Source organism: Ochrobactrum sp. PL_is483 (assembly GCF_055816855.1).
In genome coordinates this window covers 27261-46209 of sequence record NZ_JBVPGS010000030.1, presented here as the reverse complement: position 1 = coordinate 46209, position 18949 = coordinate 27261, and the positions used below count along the sequence as shown (strand labels likewise).

16 protein-coding genes, 1 tRNA gene and 1 pseudogene are annotated in these 18949 nt (G+C 52.4%); 15 read left to right on the top strand and 3 right to left on the bottom strand.

What is annotated here, in order from left to right:
* Positions 1–45: 45 nt before the first annotated feature.
* Positions 46–825 carry a polysaccharide deacetylase family protein gene (locus AC0TNJ_RS06655; RefSeq protein WP_473770731.1) on the top strand — a complete coding sequence of 260 codons (780 nt, stop codon included), beginning with the start codon at positions 46–48 and terminating at the stop codon, positions 823–825.
* Between the two features lie 14 nt (positions 826–839).
* Here AC0TNJ_RS06655 and AC0TNJ_RS06650 read toward each other — a convergent pair whose 3' ends face one another.
* Positions 840–1238, bottom strand: a complete 399-nt coding sequence (locus tag AC0TNJ_RS06650) for a hypothetical protein (RefSeq protein ID WP_122003245.1) — start codon at positions 1236–1238, stop codon at positions 840–842.
* Between the two features lie 418 nt (positions 1239–1656).
* On the opposite strand from AC0TNJ_RS06650, the gene AC0TNJ_RS06645 reads away from it, so the two are divergent.
* The 3 genes from AC0TNJ_RS06645 (at position 1657) to AC0TNJ_RS06635 (ending at position 4827) form a co-directional block, all read left to right on the top strand.
* A complete protein-coding gene (locus AC0TNJ_RS06645) occupies positions 1657–3000 on the top strand; it encodes a c-type cytochrome (protein WP_473770640.1) in 1344 nt (447 codons plus the stop codon).
* Complete coding sequence (locus tag AC0TNJ_RS06640; RefSeq protein WP_473770639.1) at positions 2997–3908, top strand: c-type cytochrome; 912 nt, start codon at positions 2997–2999, stop codon at positions 3906–3908. Before AC0TNJ_RS06645 ends, AC0TNJ_RS06640 begins: the two co-directional genes overlap by 4 nt.
* A gap of 130 nt (positions 3909–4038) precedes the next feature.
* Positions 4039–4827 (top strand): DUF1499 domain-containing protein, encoded by a 789-nt coding sequence (locus tag AC0TNJ_RS06635; RefSeq protein WP_473770638.1) that lies wholly within the window; start codon positions 4039–4041, stop codon positions 4825–4827.
* Here the strand turns inward: AC0TNJ_RS06635 and AC0TNJ_RS06630 are convergent, their stop codons facing one another.
* The gene (locus AC0TNJ_RS06630; protein WP_473770637.1) at positions 4828–5733 is read right to left on the bottom strand and encodes an MBL fold metallo-hydrolase; all 906 of its coding nucleotides are present in this window, start codon (positions 5731–5733) and stop codon (positions 4828–4830) included. It lies immediately after the preceding gene.
* 151 nt (positions 5734–5884) lie between these two features.
* Between AC0TNJ_RS06630 and AC0TNJ_RS06625 the strand changes: the two genes are divergently transcribed.
* From AC0TNJ_RS06625 to AC0TNJ_RS06605, 5 genes and pseudogenes are all read left to right on the top strand, one after another.
* Entirely contained in the window at positions 5885–6484 is a 600-nt protein-coding gene (locus tag AC0TNJ_RS06625) for a biotin transporter BioY (protein ID WP_122003250.1), read from the top strand.
* Between the two features lie 139 nt (positions 6485–6623).
* Positions 6624–7133: an ureidoglycolate lyase gene (locus AC0TNJ_RS06620; RefSeq protein ID WP_473770636.1), complete on the top strand. Its 510-nt coding sequence runs from the start codon at positions 6624–6626 to the stop codon at positions 7131–7133.
* An 18-nt stretch (positions 7134–7151) separates the two neighbouring features.
* Complete coding sequence (gene uraH, locus AC0TNJ_RS06615) at positions 7152–7508, top strand: hydroxyisourate hydrolase (protein WP_122066645.1); 357 nt, start codon at positions 7152–7154, stop codon at positions 7506–7508.
* A 68-nt stretch (positions 7509–7576) separates the two neighbouring features.
* Positions 7577–8412, top strand: a pseudogene (locus AC0TNJ_RS06610) (DUF2793 domain-containing protein).
* A 328-nt stretch (positions 8413–8740) separates the two neighbouring features.
* On the top strand, positions 8741–10609 hold the full coding sequence (locus tag AC0TNJ_RS06605; RefSeq protein ID WP_473770635.1) for a polysaccharide biosynthesis protein: 1869 nt from the start codon (positions 8741–8743) through the stop codon (positions 10607–10609).
* Here the strand turns inward: AC0TNJ_RS06605 and AC0TNJ_RS06600 are convergent.
* Positions 10596–11603 carry an MraY family glycosyltransferase gene (locus AC0TNJ_RS06600; protein WP_473770634.1) on the bottom strand — a complete coding sequence of 336 codons (1008 nt, stop codon included), beginning with the start codon at positions 11601–11603 and terminating at the stop codon, positions 10596–10598. The genes AC0TNJ_RS06605 and AC0TNJ_RS06600 overlap by 14 nt on opposite strands.
* A gap of 218 nt (positions 11604–11821) precedes the next feature.
* On the opposite strand from AC0TNJ_RS06600, the gene AC0TNJ_RS06595 reads away from it, so the two are divergent.
* The 6 genes from AC0TNJ_RS06595 to AC0TNJ_RS06570 all read left to right on the top strand — a co-directional run bounded on the left by AC0TNJ_RS06595 (position 11822) and on the right by AC0TNJ_RS06570 (position 18892).
* Positions 11822–11896, top strand: a tRNA-Gln gene (locus tag AC0TNJ_RS06595).
* Between the two features lie 379 nt (positions 11897–12275).
* The gene (locus AC0TNJ_RS06590; protein ID WP_473768651.1) at positions 12276–13130 is read left to right on the top strand and encodes an ABC transporter permease; all 855 of its coding nucleotides are present in this window, start codon (positions 12276–12278) and stop codon (positions 13128–13130) included.
* A 1-nt stretch (position 13131) separates the two neighbouring features.
* The gene (locus AC0TNJ_RS06585; RefSeq protein ID WP_473768650.1) at positions 13132–13881 is read left to right on the top strand and encodes an ABC transporter ATP-binding protein; all 750 of its coding nucleotides are present in this window, start codon (positions 13132–13134) and stop codon (positions 13879–13881) included.
* A 79-nt stretch (positions 13882–13960) separates the two neighbouring features.
* On the top strand, positions 13961–16201 hold the full coding sequence (locus AC0TNJ_RS06580; RefSeq protein WP_473770633.1) for a glycosyltransferase: 2241 nt from the start codon (positions 13961–13963) through the stop codon (positions 16199–16201).
* A complete protein-coding gene (locus tag AC0TNJ_RS06575; protein WP_473770632.1) occupies positions 16202–17761 on the top strand; it encodes a polysaccharide pyruvyl transferase family protein in 1560 nt (519 codons plus the stop codon).
* 45 nt (positions 17762–17806) lie between these two features.
* Positions 17807–18892: an acyltransferase family protein gene (locus AC0TNJ_RS06570; RefSeq protein ID WP_473770631.1), complete on the top strand. Its 1086-nt coding sequence runs from the start codon at positions 17807–17809 to the stop codon at positions 18890–18892.
* Positions 18893–18949: the final 57 nt, after the last annotated feature.

Here is an 18949-nt window from a genome sequence, read left to right as displayed (position 1 = left end):
CGTTGTATCGCCGCGGCTGGAGCCGCCATTCTCATCGCGACCAGCATGGCCAGCGCCTATGATATCTCGCCGCAGGAGCGGGCGGAAAACAAGGCCAGCCAAGACACGATCAGGATCGTCGAACCGCAATTGCGCATAGCACGCGGCGGCGCTGCATCGCCGCAGGTGGCGTTGACGCTCGATGCATGCATGGGCAAGACCGATCACCGGATACTCGACATGCTGGTGCAGAACCGTATTCCGGCGACCATCTTCGTGACGGGTCGATGGATAAAACAGAACCCCGCCGCCGTGGCGGTTCTGAAAGCCAATGCCGATCTGTTCGATGTTGAAAACCATGGCGCGATGCACATTCCGGCCATCACCAATGAGCCCAAAATGTACGGCATCAAGACGGCTGGTTCGCTTGAGGCGGTCCATTTGGAAATCGATGCGGGTGCTGCGGCGATCACCGATGCCGGAATCTCGAAGCCTGCCTGGTATCGCGATGCGACGGCCCGTTATTCGACCGATGCCATCAAGCTGGCGACAAGCATGGGTTACAAGATCGGCGGCTATTCACTGAATGGCGATCAGGGAGCATCGTTGCTTGCGCCGACCGTCGAGCGCCGCATTGCCGCCGCGCGTGACGGCGATGTCATCATCTCGCATATCAACCAGCCGACGCGCTCGGCGGGCGAGGGGGTGGTCAAAGGCGTTCTGGCCCTGAAAGCCAAGGGAATGAAATTCGTGCGCCTCAAGGAGGTTGAGACGACCATGACGCTCAACCCGGTCGCACCACACAATCTTCATGCGGGCGTTCCAAAGCCTGCCGCGTCGAAATAATCCCGTTTGACAGTTCAGACGCCGTTGGCCTTTTCCTTCGGGGAAAGGCTTTTCATGACCGCAGCGTAGTTGCGGCCAAGGCTTTCAAAAACTGCATTTTCGCCCGTCGGTGGCTCGACCGACAAAGTCGTGCCGTCGTTGCGTAAGGTGACGAATATGACCTGATCGTCCGGCTGTCCGGCAATGGCAATTGCACCGATGCGTTGTGCCTCGCTGGTGTCGAGAGCGGGCATGTTGAACAGAACTTCACCGCCGACCCGTTCAGCGGCCTTGGCAAGGGCGGAGTCGAAACCTTCGATCAGCACGTCAATGGCTCCGAGCGCGAACTCCAGTTCGACTGCCTCAAGCGTCATCGTGTCGTCTACGGTTGTGGCGTCCGATGACTGGTTGCCATTTTGAAGGGCGCGATCCATTCCGTCCTCTCCGACGATTGCAATATCTGCCCCCATATGCGCAATCATGCCTTCTGTTAGCGGTTGCTGCAATGCCTTTTTATTTGATTTACCTAGCTTTTTCTCACTTATTCTTAAAGCTGGTGATCTTTGCAGGCTAAGAACGCATCCCGAAAAGTGCGAAACAGCCTCCGGGTATGATGCGCGTTGAACAAACAATTAGAGCGCGGATCAGCCGTAATCTGATTGAACCGCACCCCGGGAGGGGCTGCCCCTAATGCGATTTGCATGAACTATCAAGCACGTCAAAGCTGTATTAGCTATTGCTTTTATAGATGGCTAAACATTGTAGGTGCCAGGTTTTGATCGGGGTCAATGCTCTTTCATCCCGAATCTTCGACGTTCTCCCCATCACAAGGGAATTGGTGTCGGAGGGCACATGAGACTGATATGGAAAGCGGCGGTCGGCGGCGCGGGTGCGCTAGCCGCAGCCTGGCTCTTTGCGCTTTCAACACCCCATTGGCTGACGGCGAGGCACGAAAGCACCGTCGATGTCTCCTACAAGGCTTTGATCGAAAAGGGCGAATATATTGCTCATGCGGGCGATTGCGCCGCCTGTCACACCGCGCCGGGCGGCAAGGCTTTTGCGGGCGGGCTCGGCATGCAGACGCCGCTTGGCACGATTTATTCCACAAACATCACACCGGATCGTGAGACCGGCATCGGTAGCTACAGCTATGCCGATTTCGAGCGGGCGGTGCGGCAGGGCGTGCGCCGGGACAATGTCCATCTTTATCCGGCAATGCCGTTTGTTTCCTATACGGTCGTCAATGATGAGGACATGAAGGCGCTTTATGCGTTCTTCATGTCGAAGGTGGAGCCGGTAAAGCAGGACAACCAGCCCAGCACCTTGCCATGGCCGACCAATATGCGCTGGCCGCTCGCCTACTGGCAGCTTTTCTTTGGGAATTCGCGTTCGTTCGAGATTGCAGCCGATACCGATCCGGTGATCGCCCGCGGCGCTTATCTGGTCGAGGGGCTTGGTCATTGCGGCGCGTGCCACACCCCACGCGGCCTCGCCTATGAGGAAAAAGCGGTCAAGAACGATCCGAAAGGAAAGTTCCTGTCCGGGTCGGTTCTGGAAGGCTGGTATGCGAAAAACCTGCGCGATCAGGATACGGGGCTTTCGACCTGGGCTGAGGACGAGATCGTCACCTTCCTCAAGACCGGGCGGACCGATCGCACGGCGGCATTCGGCTCGATGGCCGATGTCGTGCAGCACTCGACCCAATATTTGGCGGAAGATGATCTGCGTGCGATTGCCCGCTATCTGAAGTCGCTGCCGCCCAGCGAAGGGCGTGAGCGCGAATGGCGGCCCAAGGAAGATGTGACGACTGCCGCCCTCAAGGCTGGAGATTTCACTGCGCCGGGCGCCCTGTCTTATGTCGAGCAATGTTCGGTTTGCCACCGGATGGACGGCAAGGGTGCGCCGCGCATCTATCCCGCACTTGCAGGCAATTCGATTGTCTTTGCCGATGACCCAAGCTCGCTTATTCAGGTCACGCTGACCGGGGGCAGAACGCCTGAAACGCCAGCGGACAAGATGGCTTTCACCATGCCGGGCTTCGCGAATCTTCCCAATTGGCAGGTCGCCGAAATCCTCAACTTCATTCGCAACGGCTGGGGCAATCACGGCACTCCCATAACGGAGCAGGATATCGCACGCATGCGGCGTGAAATCGCTCACAAGCCTGTCCATTACGTTCCGGAGAACAAGCAATGAAAACCAGTACGATTGTCGTTCTTGGTGCCGGTTTTGCCGTGGCGGTAACGGGCGGCGCTTTCCTCTTCAATCACCTGCGGCCCTCGCTGGATGCCCCGGCTCCCCAAGCCTATGCGGTTCTGGACAAGGACAAGAAGCAGGTCGGATCTTATGTCATCCCGCCGGATCGCGACATTCTCAAACAGCCGAACGCGCCCGAGATCATGCATGGCAAGCGGCTGCTCAACGAAACGGCGCGGCTTTTGCCCGATTATGTCGGCAACGGTCTGAATTGCAATTCCTGCCACATAGGGCAGGGCAAGGTGGATAATGTTGCATCCTATATCAACACCAGCAACTTCTATCCCGCCGTCATGCCTCGCGCGGGCAAGGAAGTTGATCTGGTGATGCGCATCAACGGCTGCTTCCAGCGTTCGATGAACGGCAAGCCCTTGCCACCTGATGGCGCTGATATGAAGGCGATGGTCGCCTATATGGACTGGCTGCGGCAGGATGTGGAAAAGGGGACCAAAGTGGCGATTCGCAATGCCGGTCCCATTGACGAAAGCCTCGTTCCCGATCCGGTCAACGGTGCAAAAATCTATGCGGCCCAATGTTCGACCTGTCATGGCGCCGACGGTGAAGGCATGAAGGATCAGGCAGGCGATTATATCTTCCCGCCGCTCTGGGGCGATGAAAGCTTCAATATCGGGGCCGGACTGGCTCGCACCTACAAGGCGGCGCAGTTCGTCAAATATGCGATGCCGCCTGCTCAGAACCATACTCTGCCCATCGGGCAGGGCGGTGTTCTGACCGATCAGGAAGCCATCGACGTGTCGGAATATTTCACCCATATGCCGCGTCCTGATTTCGCCGGCAAGGTGAAGGACTGGCCGAACACGAAGAAGCCGAAAGACGCGCGTTACTGAATGGTATCGCGAGGGACGTGCTCCGTCCTGACAGACGGGGCACTTGAATTTCCATGTTGAGGTTTTGCCGAGCGAAAATCTCTCTGCTATTCATATTGTGTGAAAACAGAGAGACTCTCTCGGAGACTGCATGAGAAAACTTCGCTACCAGCGGCGTCAGTCGCGCTCTGCGGTCTGGGCGCTCCGGCTTGGCATTTTTGCAGCCCTGCTGCTCGCGCTGGCGTTTCTTCTGCATCGCTTCTGGAGCTTGGAGACGCCTGATCTGGTACTGGTTGCCGGATTGAGTACCGCTCTCGCAGTTCTCGCTCTTCTGTGTGCGGTAAAGGGCTTTCGCAATCTGTGGGTCAATGGCGACAAGGGCGGCGCACGTTCTTTCTGGGGCGGCATATTTGCCTTTGTCGTATTGCTTCCGGTTGGGCTGGTAACGACGCTATGGTATCTCTCGCCGCCCCTTTATGACCTCTCCACGGATTTCGAAGCGCCGCCCCAGTTCCCGTCCAATATGCCGCCGCGCCTGCAATGGATGAACCCTTTGACGGTGGCAGTCAGCGGGGATGCGCTGACCCAGCTGACCGCCTATCCGGATGTGGTTGGACGACGCTATGAAGCCGCGCCCGACCGTGTCGCTCAAGGGGTTGAAACTGTTCTCAAGACATTCGGTTGGCAGGAAATCGCGCGAAATGCTCCTTCGCCCGAGCAGAATGCATCGCGGTTCGCCGTGACGGCGCATAGTTTCATCCTGGGCTTGAAAAGCGACATCGTCATACGGCTGCTCGATGAAGGCGAGACTACCTATGTCGATGTGCGCTCGCTGTCGCGCTACGGCAAGCGCGATATGGGGCAGAATGCCAGCTTTATCACCGAATTTCTGGGGGCGCTTGAAGGTGAGGTCAACAAGGCTCCGGCCGACGTGGAATAATCAGCCCGCAAAATAGATGCTGTCGAGCGACGGATGGCCATCGGTCCTGACCTCGCCCCGTCCGACCAGATCTTCCAGATGCGCCAGCACCGACAGCGCTGCCGCACCATGCAGTCGCGGATCGGTATCGCGATAGATCGCCTTCACCATGTCGCCGATCGTCCGGTCTCCCTGTAGAACACGTTCGAGAATGGCACGTTCGCGCATCTTGCGATGGGCACGCAGGCCCCGAACAAATGCGGCTGGTTTGGTAACAGCGCCGCCATGGCCCGGCAGATAGACCTTGTCGTCGCGTGCCAGCAGTTTTTCCAGCGAGACCATATAATCGCTCATGGAGCCGTCGGGCGGGGCAACAATGGATGTCGCCCACGCCATGACATGATCGGCAGAAAAAAGGATGCCAGTATTCCTCAGGCCGAAAGCCATGTGATTGGCGGCATGGCCGGCCGTATGAATGCCTTCCAGAACCCAGCCGTCGCCTTCGATTGATTGGCCATCGGCGAGCTCGATATCCGGGATGAAGTCGGTATCGGCGCTGGCTTCGAGCATGTTCACTTCACCCGCATAATAGGGGCGGGCAGGGCGATGCGGTCCCTCGGCGACGGTTCGGGCGCCGAGGGTTTCCTTCAGGCGCCGCGCCAGCGGCGAGTGGTCGCGGTGGGTGTGGCTGACGAAAATATGGCTGACCGGGCGACCGGCAATGGCTGCTATCAGGGCGTTATAATGCGCCTCGTCCTCTGGGCCGGGATCGATGATAGCCAGCGTATCCGTGCCGATAATATAGCTGTTGGTGCCGTGAAAGGTAAAAGCGCTCGGATTATTGACGGTGAGGCGCAAAATGCCTTTACTCAGTTCAACCGGCTTCCCATATTGGGGCGTGAAACTGCTGTCGAAAACAAGCGCCATTGAAGCGGCTTCCAATTCTTCTTTGGTTTGATTGATGAAACGGCATAGGCCTTATATAGTCGGGTTGCAAACGTGAACAGTCGCGCGCGCTGACAATCGCGTCAGGAGTCAGATTCCGGTATCTGTCGCCGCGTCAAAAGTGGAGTTGGATATGCCTCATAGAGCAAAGTCTCGTATCGCCGTCGCCTCTCTGGCTACGGAGTATCTGCCCACCGGACAACTGGCCCGTGCTTTCTGGTTTGTGGGGCTTGCACTGATCGGAACGGCTGTTCTTGCCATCTCCGCCAAGATCAAGGTTGACCTGGTCTACGTCAATGTGACGATGCAGACCTTCGCTCTCTTTGCCATTTCTGCGCTTTACGGCTCGCGGCTCGCTGTGGCGACCGTCGCCCTTTATCTGCTTGAAGGCGCGCTTGGCATGCCGGTCTTTACCGGAACGCCGGAAAAGGGCATTGGCCTTGCCTATATGGTTGGCCCGACGGGCGGCTACCTTCTTTCCTACCTTGCTGCAGCCTGGATCGTCGGACGTGCTGCCGACAAGGGAATGGCGCGCAATCCCCTCGCTCTCGGCGGCGCAATGCTGCTTGCTGAGGCCGTCATTCTATTGATGGGCGCTGGCTGGATGGCCTATCTCTTCGGTCTGGAAAAGGCCATTGCCTTCGGCTTCGGCGCATTCATCGTTGGTGATCTGGTGAAGCTCGCACTCGCCGCCTGCGGCGTGCCTGCCATGATGTCGCTTTTGAAACGCTGAATTTTTATCAGTTCCGCACGATAAACGCCGGGCCTTGCGCCCGGCTTTTTTGTTTCGGTTGAAACTGCTTCGCGATTGACAGATGCGTTCTAGCGCAGCTTTGTCGCTATAACGCATCTGTTTTTACGGGGAGGATGATTTGCACGTCGAAACTCTGGTGATCGAACCGCTGACAAAAGAGGCTTTTGCGCCCTTTGGCGATGTCATCGAGACGGAAGGGGCCGAACTTCGGCTCATCAACAATGGCACCACGGAGCGCTATCACGACCTTGCGCGTGTTGAAGCCGCTGGCACCGAGGCACGGGTTCTTGTCAACATTTTCCGGGGACAATCGTTCGAGGCGCCAATCGATATCGTCATGATGGAACGCCATCCTTTCGGTTCGCAGGCATTCATTCCGTTGAACGGCAGGCCGTTTCTCGTGGTGGTTGCCGAGGATGACGGCGGCAAGCCTGCCCGCCCACGGGTTTTCCTTGCGCGGGGTGATCAGGGGATCAATTATCTGCGCAATGCATGGCACCACCCGCTGTTGGCGCTCGAGCAGAAATCCGATTTTCTGGTTGTCGACAGGGCAGGCAAGGAAGACAATCTGGAGGAATTTTTCTTCTCCGATACTGCCTATCGCATCGAAACAACGAAGCCCGCTTGAGTTTGATCGGGGAATATTATGGGTAAACTTTCCACGCATGTTCTTGATACGGCCCATGGCAGCCCTGCCGCGGCTATGCGGATCGAGCTTTATCGCATTGGCGCAAATGGTACGCCCGATCTCCTCAAGCGCACGGTGACCAATCTGGACGGACGCACGGATGCGCCTCTTTTGTCGGGCGACGAAATGCAGATCGGCACCTATGAATTGCACTTCCATGTTGCCGAATATTTTGAGGGGCGCGGTGCGGAACAGGCCAATCCGCCCTTCCTCGATCTTATTCCGATCCGTTTCGCAATTGCCGATTCCGATGGCAATTACCATGTGCCATTGCTTGTCAGCCCCTGGTCCTATTCGACCTATCGCGGAAGCTGAACCGGACTTATCCTCTTTCCGAACGGACGAACTAGACTCCTCGCATTATCCATTGCGAGGAGTTCTTCATGGACCAAACCCCAAATCTCAAATTGCCCTATATCCTGCCCAGCCAGGCGCAGAAGCACGTTACCCATAATGAGGCCCTGCGGTTGCTGGATGCCGTCGTGCCTCTAAGCATCAAATCGCGAACCCGAACAGACGCGCCGGAAACCCCTGCCAGCGGAGACCGCTATCTGGTGGCCGCGCCCGCTTTGGGAAGCTGGACCGGCAAAGACGGAACGATTGCCTCCTTTATCGATGGCGGATGGCTGTTCGTTGCGCCTGCTGTCGGCTGGCAGGCCTATGTCGAGGATGAAGCGCAACTGCTCGTTTTCGACGGCAATCTCTGGAAGGGTGTTTCATCGGTCCCCGACAATCTGTCCCTCTCAATGCTGGGCGTGCAGGCGACGGCCGATGCGGTCAACCGGCTCGCGGTTTCGTCCGATGCCAGCCTGTTCAACAATGCCGGGGCAGGGCACCAGATCAAGGTAAACAAGCAGGCGGTCACTGATACCGCAAGCCTTCTATACCAGACCAACTGGACCGGTTTTGCCAAATGGGGCTGAATGGCAGCAACGATTTCAGTGTGAAGGTGAGCAGCGATGCAGGACAATGGCGGGAGGCGATCAAGATCGATCACGCGACCGGCAATGTCGCCATTGGTTCGGTCTGGCCGCAGGCCCGGCTTCATGTCGATGGTCCAATTCGCCCCGCGTCCTATGTAGTTGCGGCGCTGCCTTCCGCCGGGAGCAATGGCGCAGGCGCGATCGCTTTCGTCACCGATGGTCCGTCCGGTGCGGAGATGCTCTATTCGGATGGCGTAAATTGGCGAAGCATTCGCAACGGTGCCGTCATTGCTTGAGGCTTGATCCCCGAAAGTGAGAACGTGTTTCGGGATAGACATGCGTAAATCCACAAAACGACAGGCGCGGCGGGTTTGCCGCATGGCTGCCATGGCGTTGCTTCGAAGCCAAAAGATGTTTGTTAAGCGCCTGAAATGGCAATTGATATAGTCCTGTCGGGTGACTCGTGGTAACGGTGGCGAGAAATTCGAATGCTTCGCAGCTACGACGTGCGGCAAGCCGCGAGGGGATTGACTAAGCTTTAGTCCCAAATAGTAGTATAAATAGCCTTATGGCGCTGGAATCGTTCAGGTATTTCTCTCCGTGGGAGAGCGGGATTACACGCGTATGAGTTTGAAATATCCATGGCAGAGACTGGCGCTTTTACCCCGCGCCAGCAAACAGATCATCCTGATGCTGAGCGATTGTGCTCTGCTGTTGCTGAGTGCCTATATCGCATTCGTCATACGTCTCGGCTTCGTTTTCGTACCGAACGAGGGACAAACGTTCCTCATTTTCATCGCGCCCGTTCTGGCAATTCCGGTTTTCATTCGCTTCGGACTTTACCGCGCCATTATCCGCTATCTGGCAGAACGTGCGATCTGGCCGATTTTTCAGGCCACGGCCATCGCCTCGCTGTTCTGGGTTGCACTGGTGTTCCTGATGGAACTCTACGGCAGCGCCGGCCTGCCGCGCTCGGTCCCGCTGCTCTATTGGCTTTTGAGTACCGTTTTCATCTCAGCCAGCCGTTTCGGTGCGAAGTGGCTTTTGCGAAGTGCCGAATCGGACAAACGTTATACAAGTTCCGCATTGATCATTGGGGTAGGCGAACCTGCCCGCCAGCTCGCAACCGCGCTTCGCAGCCACAGCGACACATTGGTTGTCGGCTTTGTCGATCCTGATGGCCAGCTCAAGGGCATGGATATCGTGGGATTGCGTGTCTACGGTGTGGAAGACATTCCCGCCCTGATAGAAAATTACGGCATCAAGCAGGTGGTCGTTTCGGAACCGGCGCTGGAACAGAAACAGCGTCAGGATTTTGCGCGGCTTCTTGGGCGCCTTCCGGTCAATACGCGCATTCTTCCGCCGATTGCCGATCTGACGGCAGGCAAATATCTGGTCAGCTCGCTTCGCAATGTGGAGATCGACGATCTGCTCGGTCGTTCTCCAGTGCCGCCGGATGCGGACCTGTTGCGGGAAGTGGTCGAAGGCCGACGCATTATGGTGACGGGGGCAGGCGGATCGATCGGCAGCCAGCTTTGCTGCACCATTTCGCAATGGAATCCCGCCTGTATCGTCCTGTTCGAATCGAGCGAATTCGCGCTGTACAATATAGACCGGCAGTTGAGGCAGATAGCCAGTTGCGAAGTCATCCCGATTTTAGGGACGGTCAGCAGCCGCAACTGTGTGGAGAAAGCAATTCGCGATCACAACGTCGATACGGTCTATCACTGCGCAGCCTACAAGCACGTGCCCCTTGTCGAGAAGAACCCATTGGTTGGTATCTACAACAATGTCTTCGGCACGCTCGAAGTGGCAGAGGCTGCCCTCAACACCGATGTCGAGCGCATGGTGCTCATCTCGTCCGACAAGGCGGTACGGCCAACGAATGTGATGGGTGCTACCAAGCGCTGGGCAGAATTGGTCGTCTATTATTGCGGTGCGCGCGCCGAGCAGTCGGGCGAGAAGAAGGCGTTCTATTCAGTCCGATTCGGCAATGTGCTGGGCTCCAACGGTTCGGTTGTTCCGCTTTTTCGTGAGCAGATTGCCGGTGGCGGTCCCATTACCCTGACCCATGACGACATGACCCGCTACTTCATGTCGATTAAGGAAGCTGCCGAGCTTATCGTGCAGTCTGGCGGCATCGCCGCATCCGGCGACACGGTGCTGCTGGAGATGGGCGAACCGGTCAGGATTCGCGATCTGGCAGAAAATATGATCCTGCTGGCAGGGCTGACCGTTCGCAATGAAGAGAATCCGCATGGCGATATTGCCATCGAGGTTACTGGAATCCGCGAGGGCGAGAAGATGTATGAAGAACTCTTCTACGATCCTTCGCTGGCACAGCCGACGCGCCATCCCAAGATCATGCGCGCGCCGAAAGGCAACAAGGCAGCTGTTGATGTTCCCGCGAGCCTTGCCGCATTGCGCATTGCCATGGAAAGCGGCGATGTCGATGCGGTCCGCAAGGTTCTGTTCAACGTTATAGCTTCCTGAACCGTCCGCGGAAATCCAGCAGCAGAACCAGCGTCGCGACAACTGCCACGAGCAGGAAGGCGACCTGTGTGATTGTGTGGTCCAAAGCAAGCAACGCAAGGGCGCAGGCAATGAGAATCAGGTTCAGAAGTGCGACGTGGCTGACGACCTTGAGTACGCTCCAGCCCGAGCGCTTCGCTGTCTGATAGGCATGCTTGGAATGCGCTTTCAGGATATTCTCGCCCTGGCTCAGCCGCATCACAATGGTCGTCCCTGCATCGAGAATGTAATAGAGCGGCAGGATCAGCGCGACGATGATGTGCGTTTCGCGCGCAAGCAGGATCAGCGCTGTCCCTGTGATCAACCCAAGCGGCAGGCTTCCTGAATCCCCCAGAAAAATCGTTGCCGGAGGGCGGTTGAACAGGGCAAAACCCAAAATGCCGCCCGCCGCAATAGTTCCGAGGCCGCCGCTTTCCAAGCCAGCGAGGCCAAGAGCGGCAAGAAGCCCGATACCCGCCAAAGGAATCCCGATGCCCGCTGCTGTCATCAGGTCGAGGCCGTCCATGAAGTTGGTGACGTTGATCGCGACCACCAACGCAATGACTATGAGCGCTGCCTCCAGCCAGTGCGGCAAAAGCTCGGGCAATAGCCGGAAATCCGGTCCCAGACCGTAAACAACGAGCCCGGCCGCAATGAACTGCGACCCCAGTCGGATAATTTCCGAAAGCTCATAGCGGTCATCCAGACCTCCGACGATCCAGAGCAATACCGAGGCTCCCGAAAGACAGAGCGCCAGATGCGCATTGACTTCCAGATCCGGCGCAAAAATCAGCATAGTCACGACAATTGCGGGAATAAGCGCCAACCCGCCGATCTGCCGGGCCACTGTCGTATGGTTGGAGCGCGAACTCATGCGGGCCGCAAGAAAGCGTTCGGGCAAAAGCCGGTCCAGCAGGTAGAGCCCGATGCCGCACAAGGCAGCGCTGACAAGAAATGAAATCAACAGAAACAGCATGATGAATACCGAAAAATCATTTGTCCCCTGGAAGTAGCAGCTTTGAGGCTGGACGCAAATCGGCGGTTTTGTTTTGGGTGACTGGTCGTGGCGATAAGCGGTTGAAAACGTTCTTCGTGGGCACTGTAAGGTTCGGCGGGATTTCGTTATTAGGCGATTGCGCTTGGTTGTCGAAGCGGTTATAAGGCCGCGCAACCGATTGCTTCGGTTTGATTTGTTGGGGCGTAGCCAAGCGGTAAGGCAGCGGTTTTTGGTACCGCCATTCCCTGGTTCGAATCCAGGCGCCCCAGCCATTTTTCAATTTTACTTTGCGAGATACGAGTTTCCAGTATTTTGGTTATGAAGTAGCCATTGCAACGTAGCACTGCCCAACCTTGGAGATGTAGTCCCAAGGCTCCCGGCAGCTCATTGATTGTGTCTGCGTCACGATATCGCTTTTGTCTTATATGCATTCAGTGTCCCAACTTGGACATATATCGTTACTAATAAGAACTAGATGGGATGCTCTGGTTGCGATCAGGGGTGACGTTATGAATTCGACAAAAATTCCCGGATAGGACTAGTGAACGAAATTGTTATCCAGCTCGGTTAAGGTTGTAAAATTGTTTCATTCATATAGAAATCACCGTGATTCAAGCTATCCTTAAATGACGAGGCGGCAGCAACTCTAAAATGACGCAGTACCAAGAAACAGCCATTGGCATGCAAGCCAAGCCGAAGCGATCGGTTCCGCGGACGGGTTTTTCTGCCGCGTTGAGCGATGTATCAGGGGCATTCAGAAAAATCAGGCTCGCCACAACGTTCGGCTGGCAGGATGTCGCGCAAAGATATAGGCGATCCAGGGTTGGTGCATTTTGGCTCACTCTCAATATGGCTATTTTGATAGCGGCATTGGGGCTTATTTTTGGGACGTTGTTTCAAACTCCGATGGCTGAGTTTCTTCCGCATTTATGTGCGGGGCTTATCGTCTGGGGATACATTTCTTCTTGCTTGTCAGAGGGGTGTACAAGCTTCATTTCGTCGTCGGGCATTATTCTTCAAGTGAAAATGCCGTTGTTCACGCACATTCTTAGGGTGCTTTGGCGAAATGCGGTAATTTTGGCTCATAATGTTCTGATTTTCCCGTTCCTGCTAGTAGTGGTTGGTGGAACGTTTAGCTGGCATGTAATATTGACTATCCCTGGGTTGATGCTGATCAGTATAAATCTTGCTTGGATAATGCTATTATTGGCGACAATCTGTGCTCGTTTTCGCGATATGACGCAGGTGGTGCAGAATATATTGCAGGTGTTGTTCTATCTTACGCCAATCATGTGGATGCCAAAAACGCTTCCGTCAACTGTCTCTGGACTGATTATGACGCTCAATCCATTCTATCATATGGTAGAGGTCGTGAGGGCGCCGTTGCAGGGCGGTCTCCCAACTGCATTGAACTGGGAAGTACTAGTAGCGACGGCCGTTCTTGGCTGGGTAGCTGCGCTCGCATTCTTTGGAAAATATCGTTGGCGGGTAGCTTACTGGCTTTAATATGACGACAAACATCATCTTGAAAAATGCAACTGTTCAGTTTCCGGTTTATAATTCATCGAGCCGGTCATTAAAGAATCGTGTTCTTAACATCGCGACCGGTGGACGTATCGAGCGGGGTTCGGACAATCTGATCCAGGTGAGAGGGTTGGATGGGGTTAGTTTCGAGTTCAATGAAGGTGAACGCATCGGTCTGATTGGGCATAACGGATCGGGCAAAACCACACTTCTACGAGTACTGTCCGGAATTTATATTCCGACAGAGGGCGAAGCGCACATAAACGGCAGATGCATTTCTTTGATTGATATAAGCTTGGGGATTGATCCTGATGCGACGGGCCGAGAAAATATCAAGTTACGGTCCGTTATGATGGGCATGTCCAAAACGGAGTTGGCCATCAAGATCGAAGAGATATCCGAATTCTCCGGCTTGGGGGATTTCTTGGATATGCCATTTAGAACTTATTCTTCAGGTATGCAGTTGCGACTTGCCTTCGCAACATCTACAGCCATAAATCCCGAGATACTTATAATGGATGAATGGCTATCAACAGGAGACGAGGATTTCAAGGAGCGTGCCAATGCTCGTATGAAAACTTTGGTAGATTCTACAAAAATTCTCATCCTTGCAAGTCATTCACGGGAGCTTCTCGAGAAAAATTGCAATCGAGTTATCTGGATGGAGCATGGCCAGCTTAAAATGGATGGAGCACCGTCAGAGGTTCTTGATCAATATTTTGGCCCCAAGTGAATGAGCATCGTCCAAGAGGGGCGAGATTATGCTCGATGTTTCCCGTTCCTGATTTAGTGAGTTCCAGAGAGGGCCTTAGATGAATTATTTGCTCGTTACCTTTGAGGCGGTCCATTCCAGTGGAGGAGGGCTGTCAACATATATGAGGAATATTATTAAGGCTCATAATGTTGCCCATAAACGTGCGGTTGTTCTTGCAATTAACCACAACGTTAATAATGAAAAAAAATACACTGAAGGATCAGTTCAAATTATAGAATGGAACCCTTCAGCGGATGATGCTTTTAAGTGGATGGGGTATTGGCCTTCAGTTAGCTACGCGATATCTAATAAGATAAAAAATATTATCGATAATGGATTGAGGCCAGAATGGGTCGAGTTCCCGGACGGATATGGACTCGGGTATTTTACAATTCAAAGAAAGCTAACTCTAGAGGATAGGTTTAAGGACTTAAAAATCCTAATAACCAGCCATTGCCCTGTTTCGCACATCGAAGAGCTGGAGGGGAAAAATCCTTTCCAAATCCAGAGATATTTCATGAAGGAGATGGAAAAATTCTGCTTATTGGGCGCGAATGCGATTATTTGTCCAAGTAAGGTTCACGCGGAATTCTTACATAACGAGTGGGGGATAAATGTTGATCGCCTCAGTGTTATTTACAATCCTTATGAACCGTCTTCCAAACCTAATGAAGGCAAGCAGATAGAGACGCGTAAAGATTATGCAGTCGCTTCTAGGATATCTACGCAAAAGGGTATACCGGAGTTACTAGCGGGATTTGATGTGTATTGGCGAAGTGGGGGTGAGTCGACGCTGTATCTTTTCGGCGCTGACGTGGTTGACGGGCAAGGCAAATCGAATGTTGATGTTCTAAAGGCGAAATATAACGATTGGGTGCGGAACGGTAAGCTTGTCTTCAGGGGCAATCTTGACCAAGAACATTTGCGCAAAGAGCTCTCGTCAATACGTGCGCTTTTCCATCCGTCAAAATATGAAACATTCGCTTATGCGGTCGCCGAGCGCATGGCAGAGGGCGGGTTGGTTGTAGCATCTAATACCGGCGGCCATACCGAACTTTTGGAGAACGGGATAAATGGTTTTGTAGTCGACGTTAATGACGCAAAATCAGTTGCGAGCCTTATTCAACAGATAGACAGTCTGCCTGAAGAAGAAGTATCTCGGATGGGGCAAAAAGCTGCCGCAAAAGTTCAAGAGCTTTGTGGGTATCAAGCTTATATGAGCAACAGAGAAAGGGTTCTTTCCTTATCGCAGGATTTTCCCGCCACTTTCCCGTTTGTAACAGGTGAACAGAAGCTGTTTGAAAAAGTGGCTAGAAAAAGCGATGGACCGATACTGAGTATCGTTATCCCACATTATAATCTTGGCCAGTTAGTGGAAGAAACCGTCAGATCGGCTGTGAACTCTACTTTGCAGGACATTGAAATTATCGTTGTTGATGATGGATCAACCGATGAGTACAGTAGAGAAGTGGTCGAGAGCCTTCCTTTGATAGATTCTCGTATTAAGCTTGTAAAAAAGAAGAATTCGGGTGTCGCCGATACCAGAAATGTCGGAGCTTCCCATGCAAAAGGGTTGTATCTTGCCCTTCTTGATGCTGATGATACTGTTGATCCTACCTATTATGAGAAGTGTGTTGGAATATTAGACAAATACGATAATGTCGGCTTTGTAGGGTGCTGGAATAATGATTTTGATGATACTGGAACTCTTAAAATATGGACTACCTTTAATCCCGAAATGCCACGCCAATTAATTTTTAACACGACAAATTGCGCTGGCATTGTAGTGCGTCGCGATACTTTTCTTGAGCATGCGAAGCATGACCCGAAGCTCCGGATGTTTTTGGATGACTGGGATGGCACAATCGCTCTCATGTGTGCTGGTGTGCGCGGCGTAATGATACCCCACGCCCTGTTCAACTATCGAATCCGGCCTGGGTCTCTTTTCCAAGACAAGCGGCATTTATGGGAAAAGAATTATAGTTATATTGTCGCTAAACATAGTGAAACATACGCAAAATATTCTTCTGAAATTATATCTTTTCTAAACGTCAATGGCCCGAATACAGAGTACAGTAACCCTACGTTTCCGTCGCACTATGAGTATTTGCAACATTCATCAAGTCCTGGTTATCTCGGATCTGGAGGTCGGCTGGATCGTATAGTGCGAGGGTACTATAAGTTTGTTTTAGAGCACCCCGTTGGTTCAAAGATTAGGCGACGGGGGAATATTTTGCTAGAACCAATAGCTCGAGGCGTGTTCTCCGCCGCGCAAATGGTTAGAAGGACGCTGAGCTAGATGGCCCGGTATCTACTGGTTGGCGCACTGGGAGGGCCAAACTTTGGAGATGAAATTATTCTAGTCTCTTGGATTAATGCTATCCGACAGAATGACCCACAGGCTCGGATTTTCTGCGATGGTTACAATCTCAATAACCTGGCAGGCTTTTTGGACGGTTTGGCGGAAGTTGTCGAACCGAGCGAGAGTTTGTGGAATGCTCGACTAGTTGCAGAGCATGGCCAATCGGAAGGGATATGGGACTATCTCCATGAGCATTCAAGGTTACTTGACAACCAGAAGGGTCTATCAGATTGCCTGTCGGCATTACGGTTACGCAATTTTGACCAAGTTCACATTGTCGGCGGCGGATACTTCAATAGTCTCTGGCCATCAAACTATCTAATTCTATTATTGGCAAGATTGCTAGCTTGGCAGACCGGCGCCCAATTGGTTGCAACTGGATTGGGATTGATGCCCACTGAAACAGGCAACTTAGCTGGACTTTTAGCTGTCCTTAGAACGTTTGACCTAGTGGATGTCCGTGACAAGGAATCTTACGAGCAGTTACAAGAAATAGAGTTTGATCGATTATTCTTCACTGGAGATGACGCTTTATTATTATTGAGCGATAGCAACGTGAGGTATCCCCTGCAGAAGATTGGCGATAACTCCTTTATTGTCTGTATCCAAAATGATCTTGTTGATGGGGACTCCATTGCGGAAGCAATATTTACGTCCCAGGTGATGACTTCTCTGAAGCTGCACGGTATTTGGAATATCGTATTCGCTATGGCTATGCCTGGAGATGTCTCAGGTGACGCCGCTGGGTTGGTGGAAAAACTGAAGCGAACTGGCTTCACCGTACAATCGATTGATCCAGACCATCTGCTGAAAAATGGATTCCCGGTCAGCGCGGGTGGCTTTACAGTAACGAGTCGATATCATCCCCATCTTTTGGGTTCTTTGTCAGGAGGCAGAGGAATTGCAATCAGTGCCCTTTCATACTACGACACAAAACATGCAGCCGTCCGAGCAATGGGTAGCAATTGGCCCATATTAAGTGACGTTGAGGTATCAGATGCTTTTGGGGAGGCATTGGAAACTGAGCTCTCTGGAAAATCGGAACCATGCAGGTTACAGGATCGAGCAGAATTCATTCGACGGAAGAAAGAACTTGCAGACCGGCTTCTTAAGCCAAAGGCTTCTATTTATGAGTTTCCTTTTGATTTTTTGAACATCTGGGCGCAGTTGCTTTGGAGGATTCAGCAGCAGGAATTACAGAAGATTGAGTTGAAAGCGGACTTAGACGGACTAGTTAGGCAGAACTCGATTATCGTATCAGAGCGTGATGAACTTGAGGCTCATTTTAAGTCCGGTATAGAACAGATTTCGCAACTTAAACGGGAATATGTTGAACTTTTAGAGCAGAATAGATTGGCGTCCTTATCTCTAATAGATTTGAGTAAAGAAATTGAAGCGGCTAAAAGGCTCAATGCTAATATTATCAATAGCCGGTCATGGAAAATAACCGCTCCGCTGCGATATCTCTCTTCTAAGTTAAGAGTAATACGGCATTAAATGGTTGAGAACGATAAATAACACCGTACAAAGATGGACACGCTAATGAGCGGAGTACGAGGACGAATTCCCTATCTTGACGGATTGCGAGGCGTATTCTCGTTGTCGGTAGCTGCTTCTCATATCGGAGGGAGTGTTTTTGGCTGGAGTAACGATCGCCCATTGGTAGGGGCTTTCTTGGCAGTCGATTATTTTTTCATGCTTTCTGGATTCGTTCTCTACAGTGTAGCGTCGACCGGTGGTGATAGCTATCTACTGCTTTTTCTTAAGCGGTTTCTTCGTCTCTGGCCACTTCATGTAACGACTACGTGTTGCGCGTTTGTTGTAATTTTATTGAACAAGACCAACTCTCTGTATGTTCCCTCGGGGGCGCAGTTATCGTTATCTGAATTTCTGCAGAATGTTACATTTCTAGTCGCAACGGGATTTAGCGATGCGAAGGTATTGAACGAGCCGGCCTGGAGCATATCCGTCGAATTTTGGCTCTCTGCCTGTATTTTATTTCTGATGTTTAGGTTTCCGACATTGATTGTGCTCTTTATTGTTGCAGTATCTTATATTATAGTATTTTCTTTTGATCGCGGAACGATGATTGCGCATAATAGTGATTTTGTTTTAAGTGTCGGGATGTATCGCGGAATCGGAGGGATGGCTATCGGTGGACTTATGTATCGCCACCAGAATGAGATTTCTAAGTTAGTATCGTATATGATGAACTGGTTTTGTGAGCTATCATCAATAATTCTGCTTGTTGTTATGATGTATGGCGTTTTATTTGATGTTGGTACTATTTTTGATGCATTTTATCTAATGGCGTTTGTTCCATTTCTCTCTGTTGATGTTATTGAGAAGTCAAAATTAACTGGTAAGCTGCTTTCATCGAAAATATTCCTTTGGCTGGGAAATATCAGTGTTTCTCTTTATTTGTTTCATACGCCAATAATATTGTTTGTATTTCCACGAGCAATCGCAGCTGGCTATTCTCTGGTTTGGACAGGATTGTTTGTCATGATGATCGCCCTGATCCTATCGACGCTTTCTTTTCGTTATTTTGAGTTGCCAATGCAGGCTCTTGCCAAGAGGTTTTTGGCGTGGATTGCATTGAAAAAGTCGGTATATAGAACCGCCTGATGAGGTGACAGTATTTTATTGACGGCTAAAGGCGGTTGGGCAGTTTTGGCTGCGGGT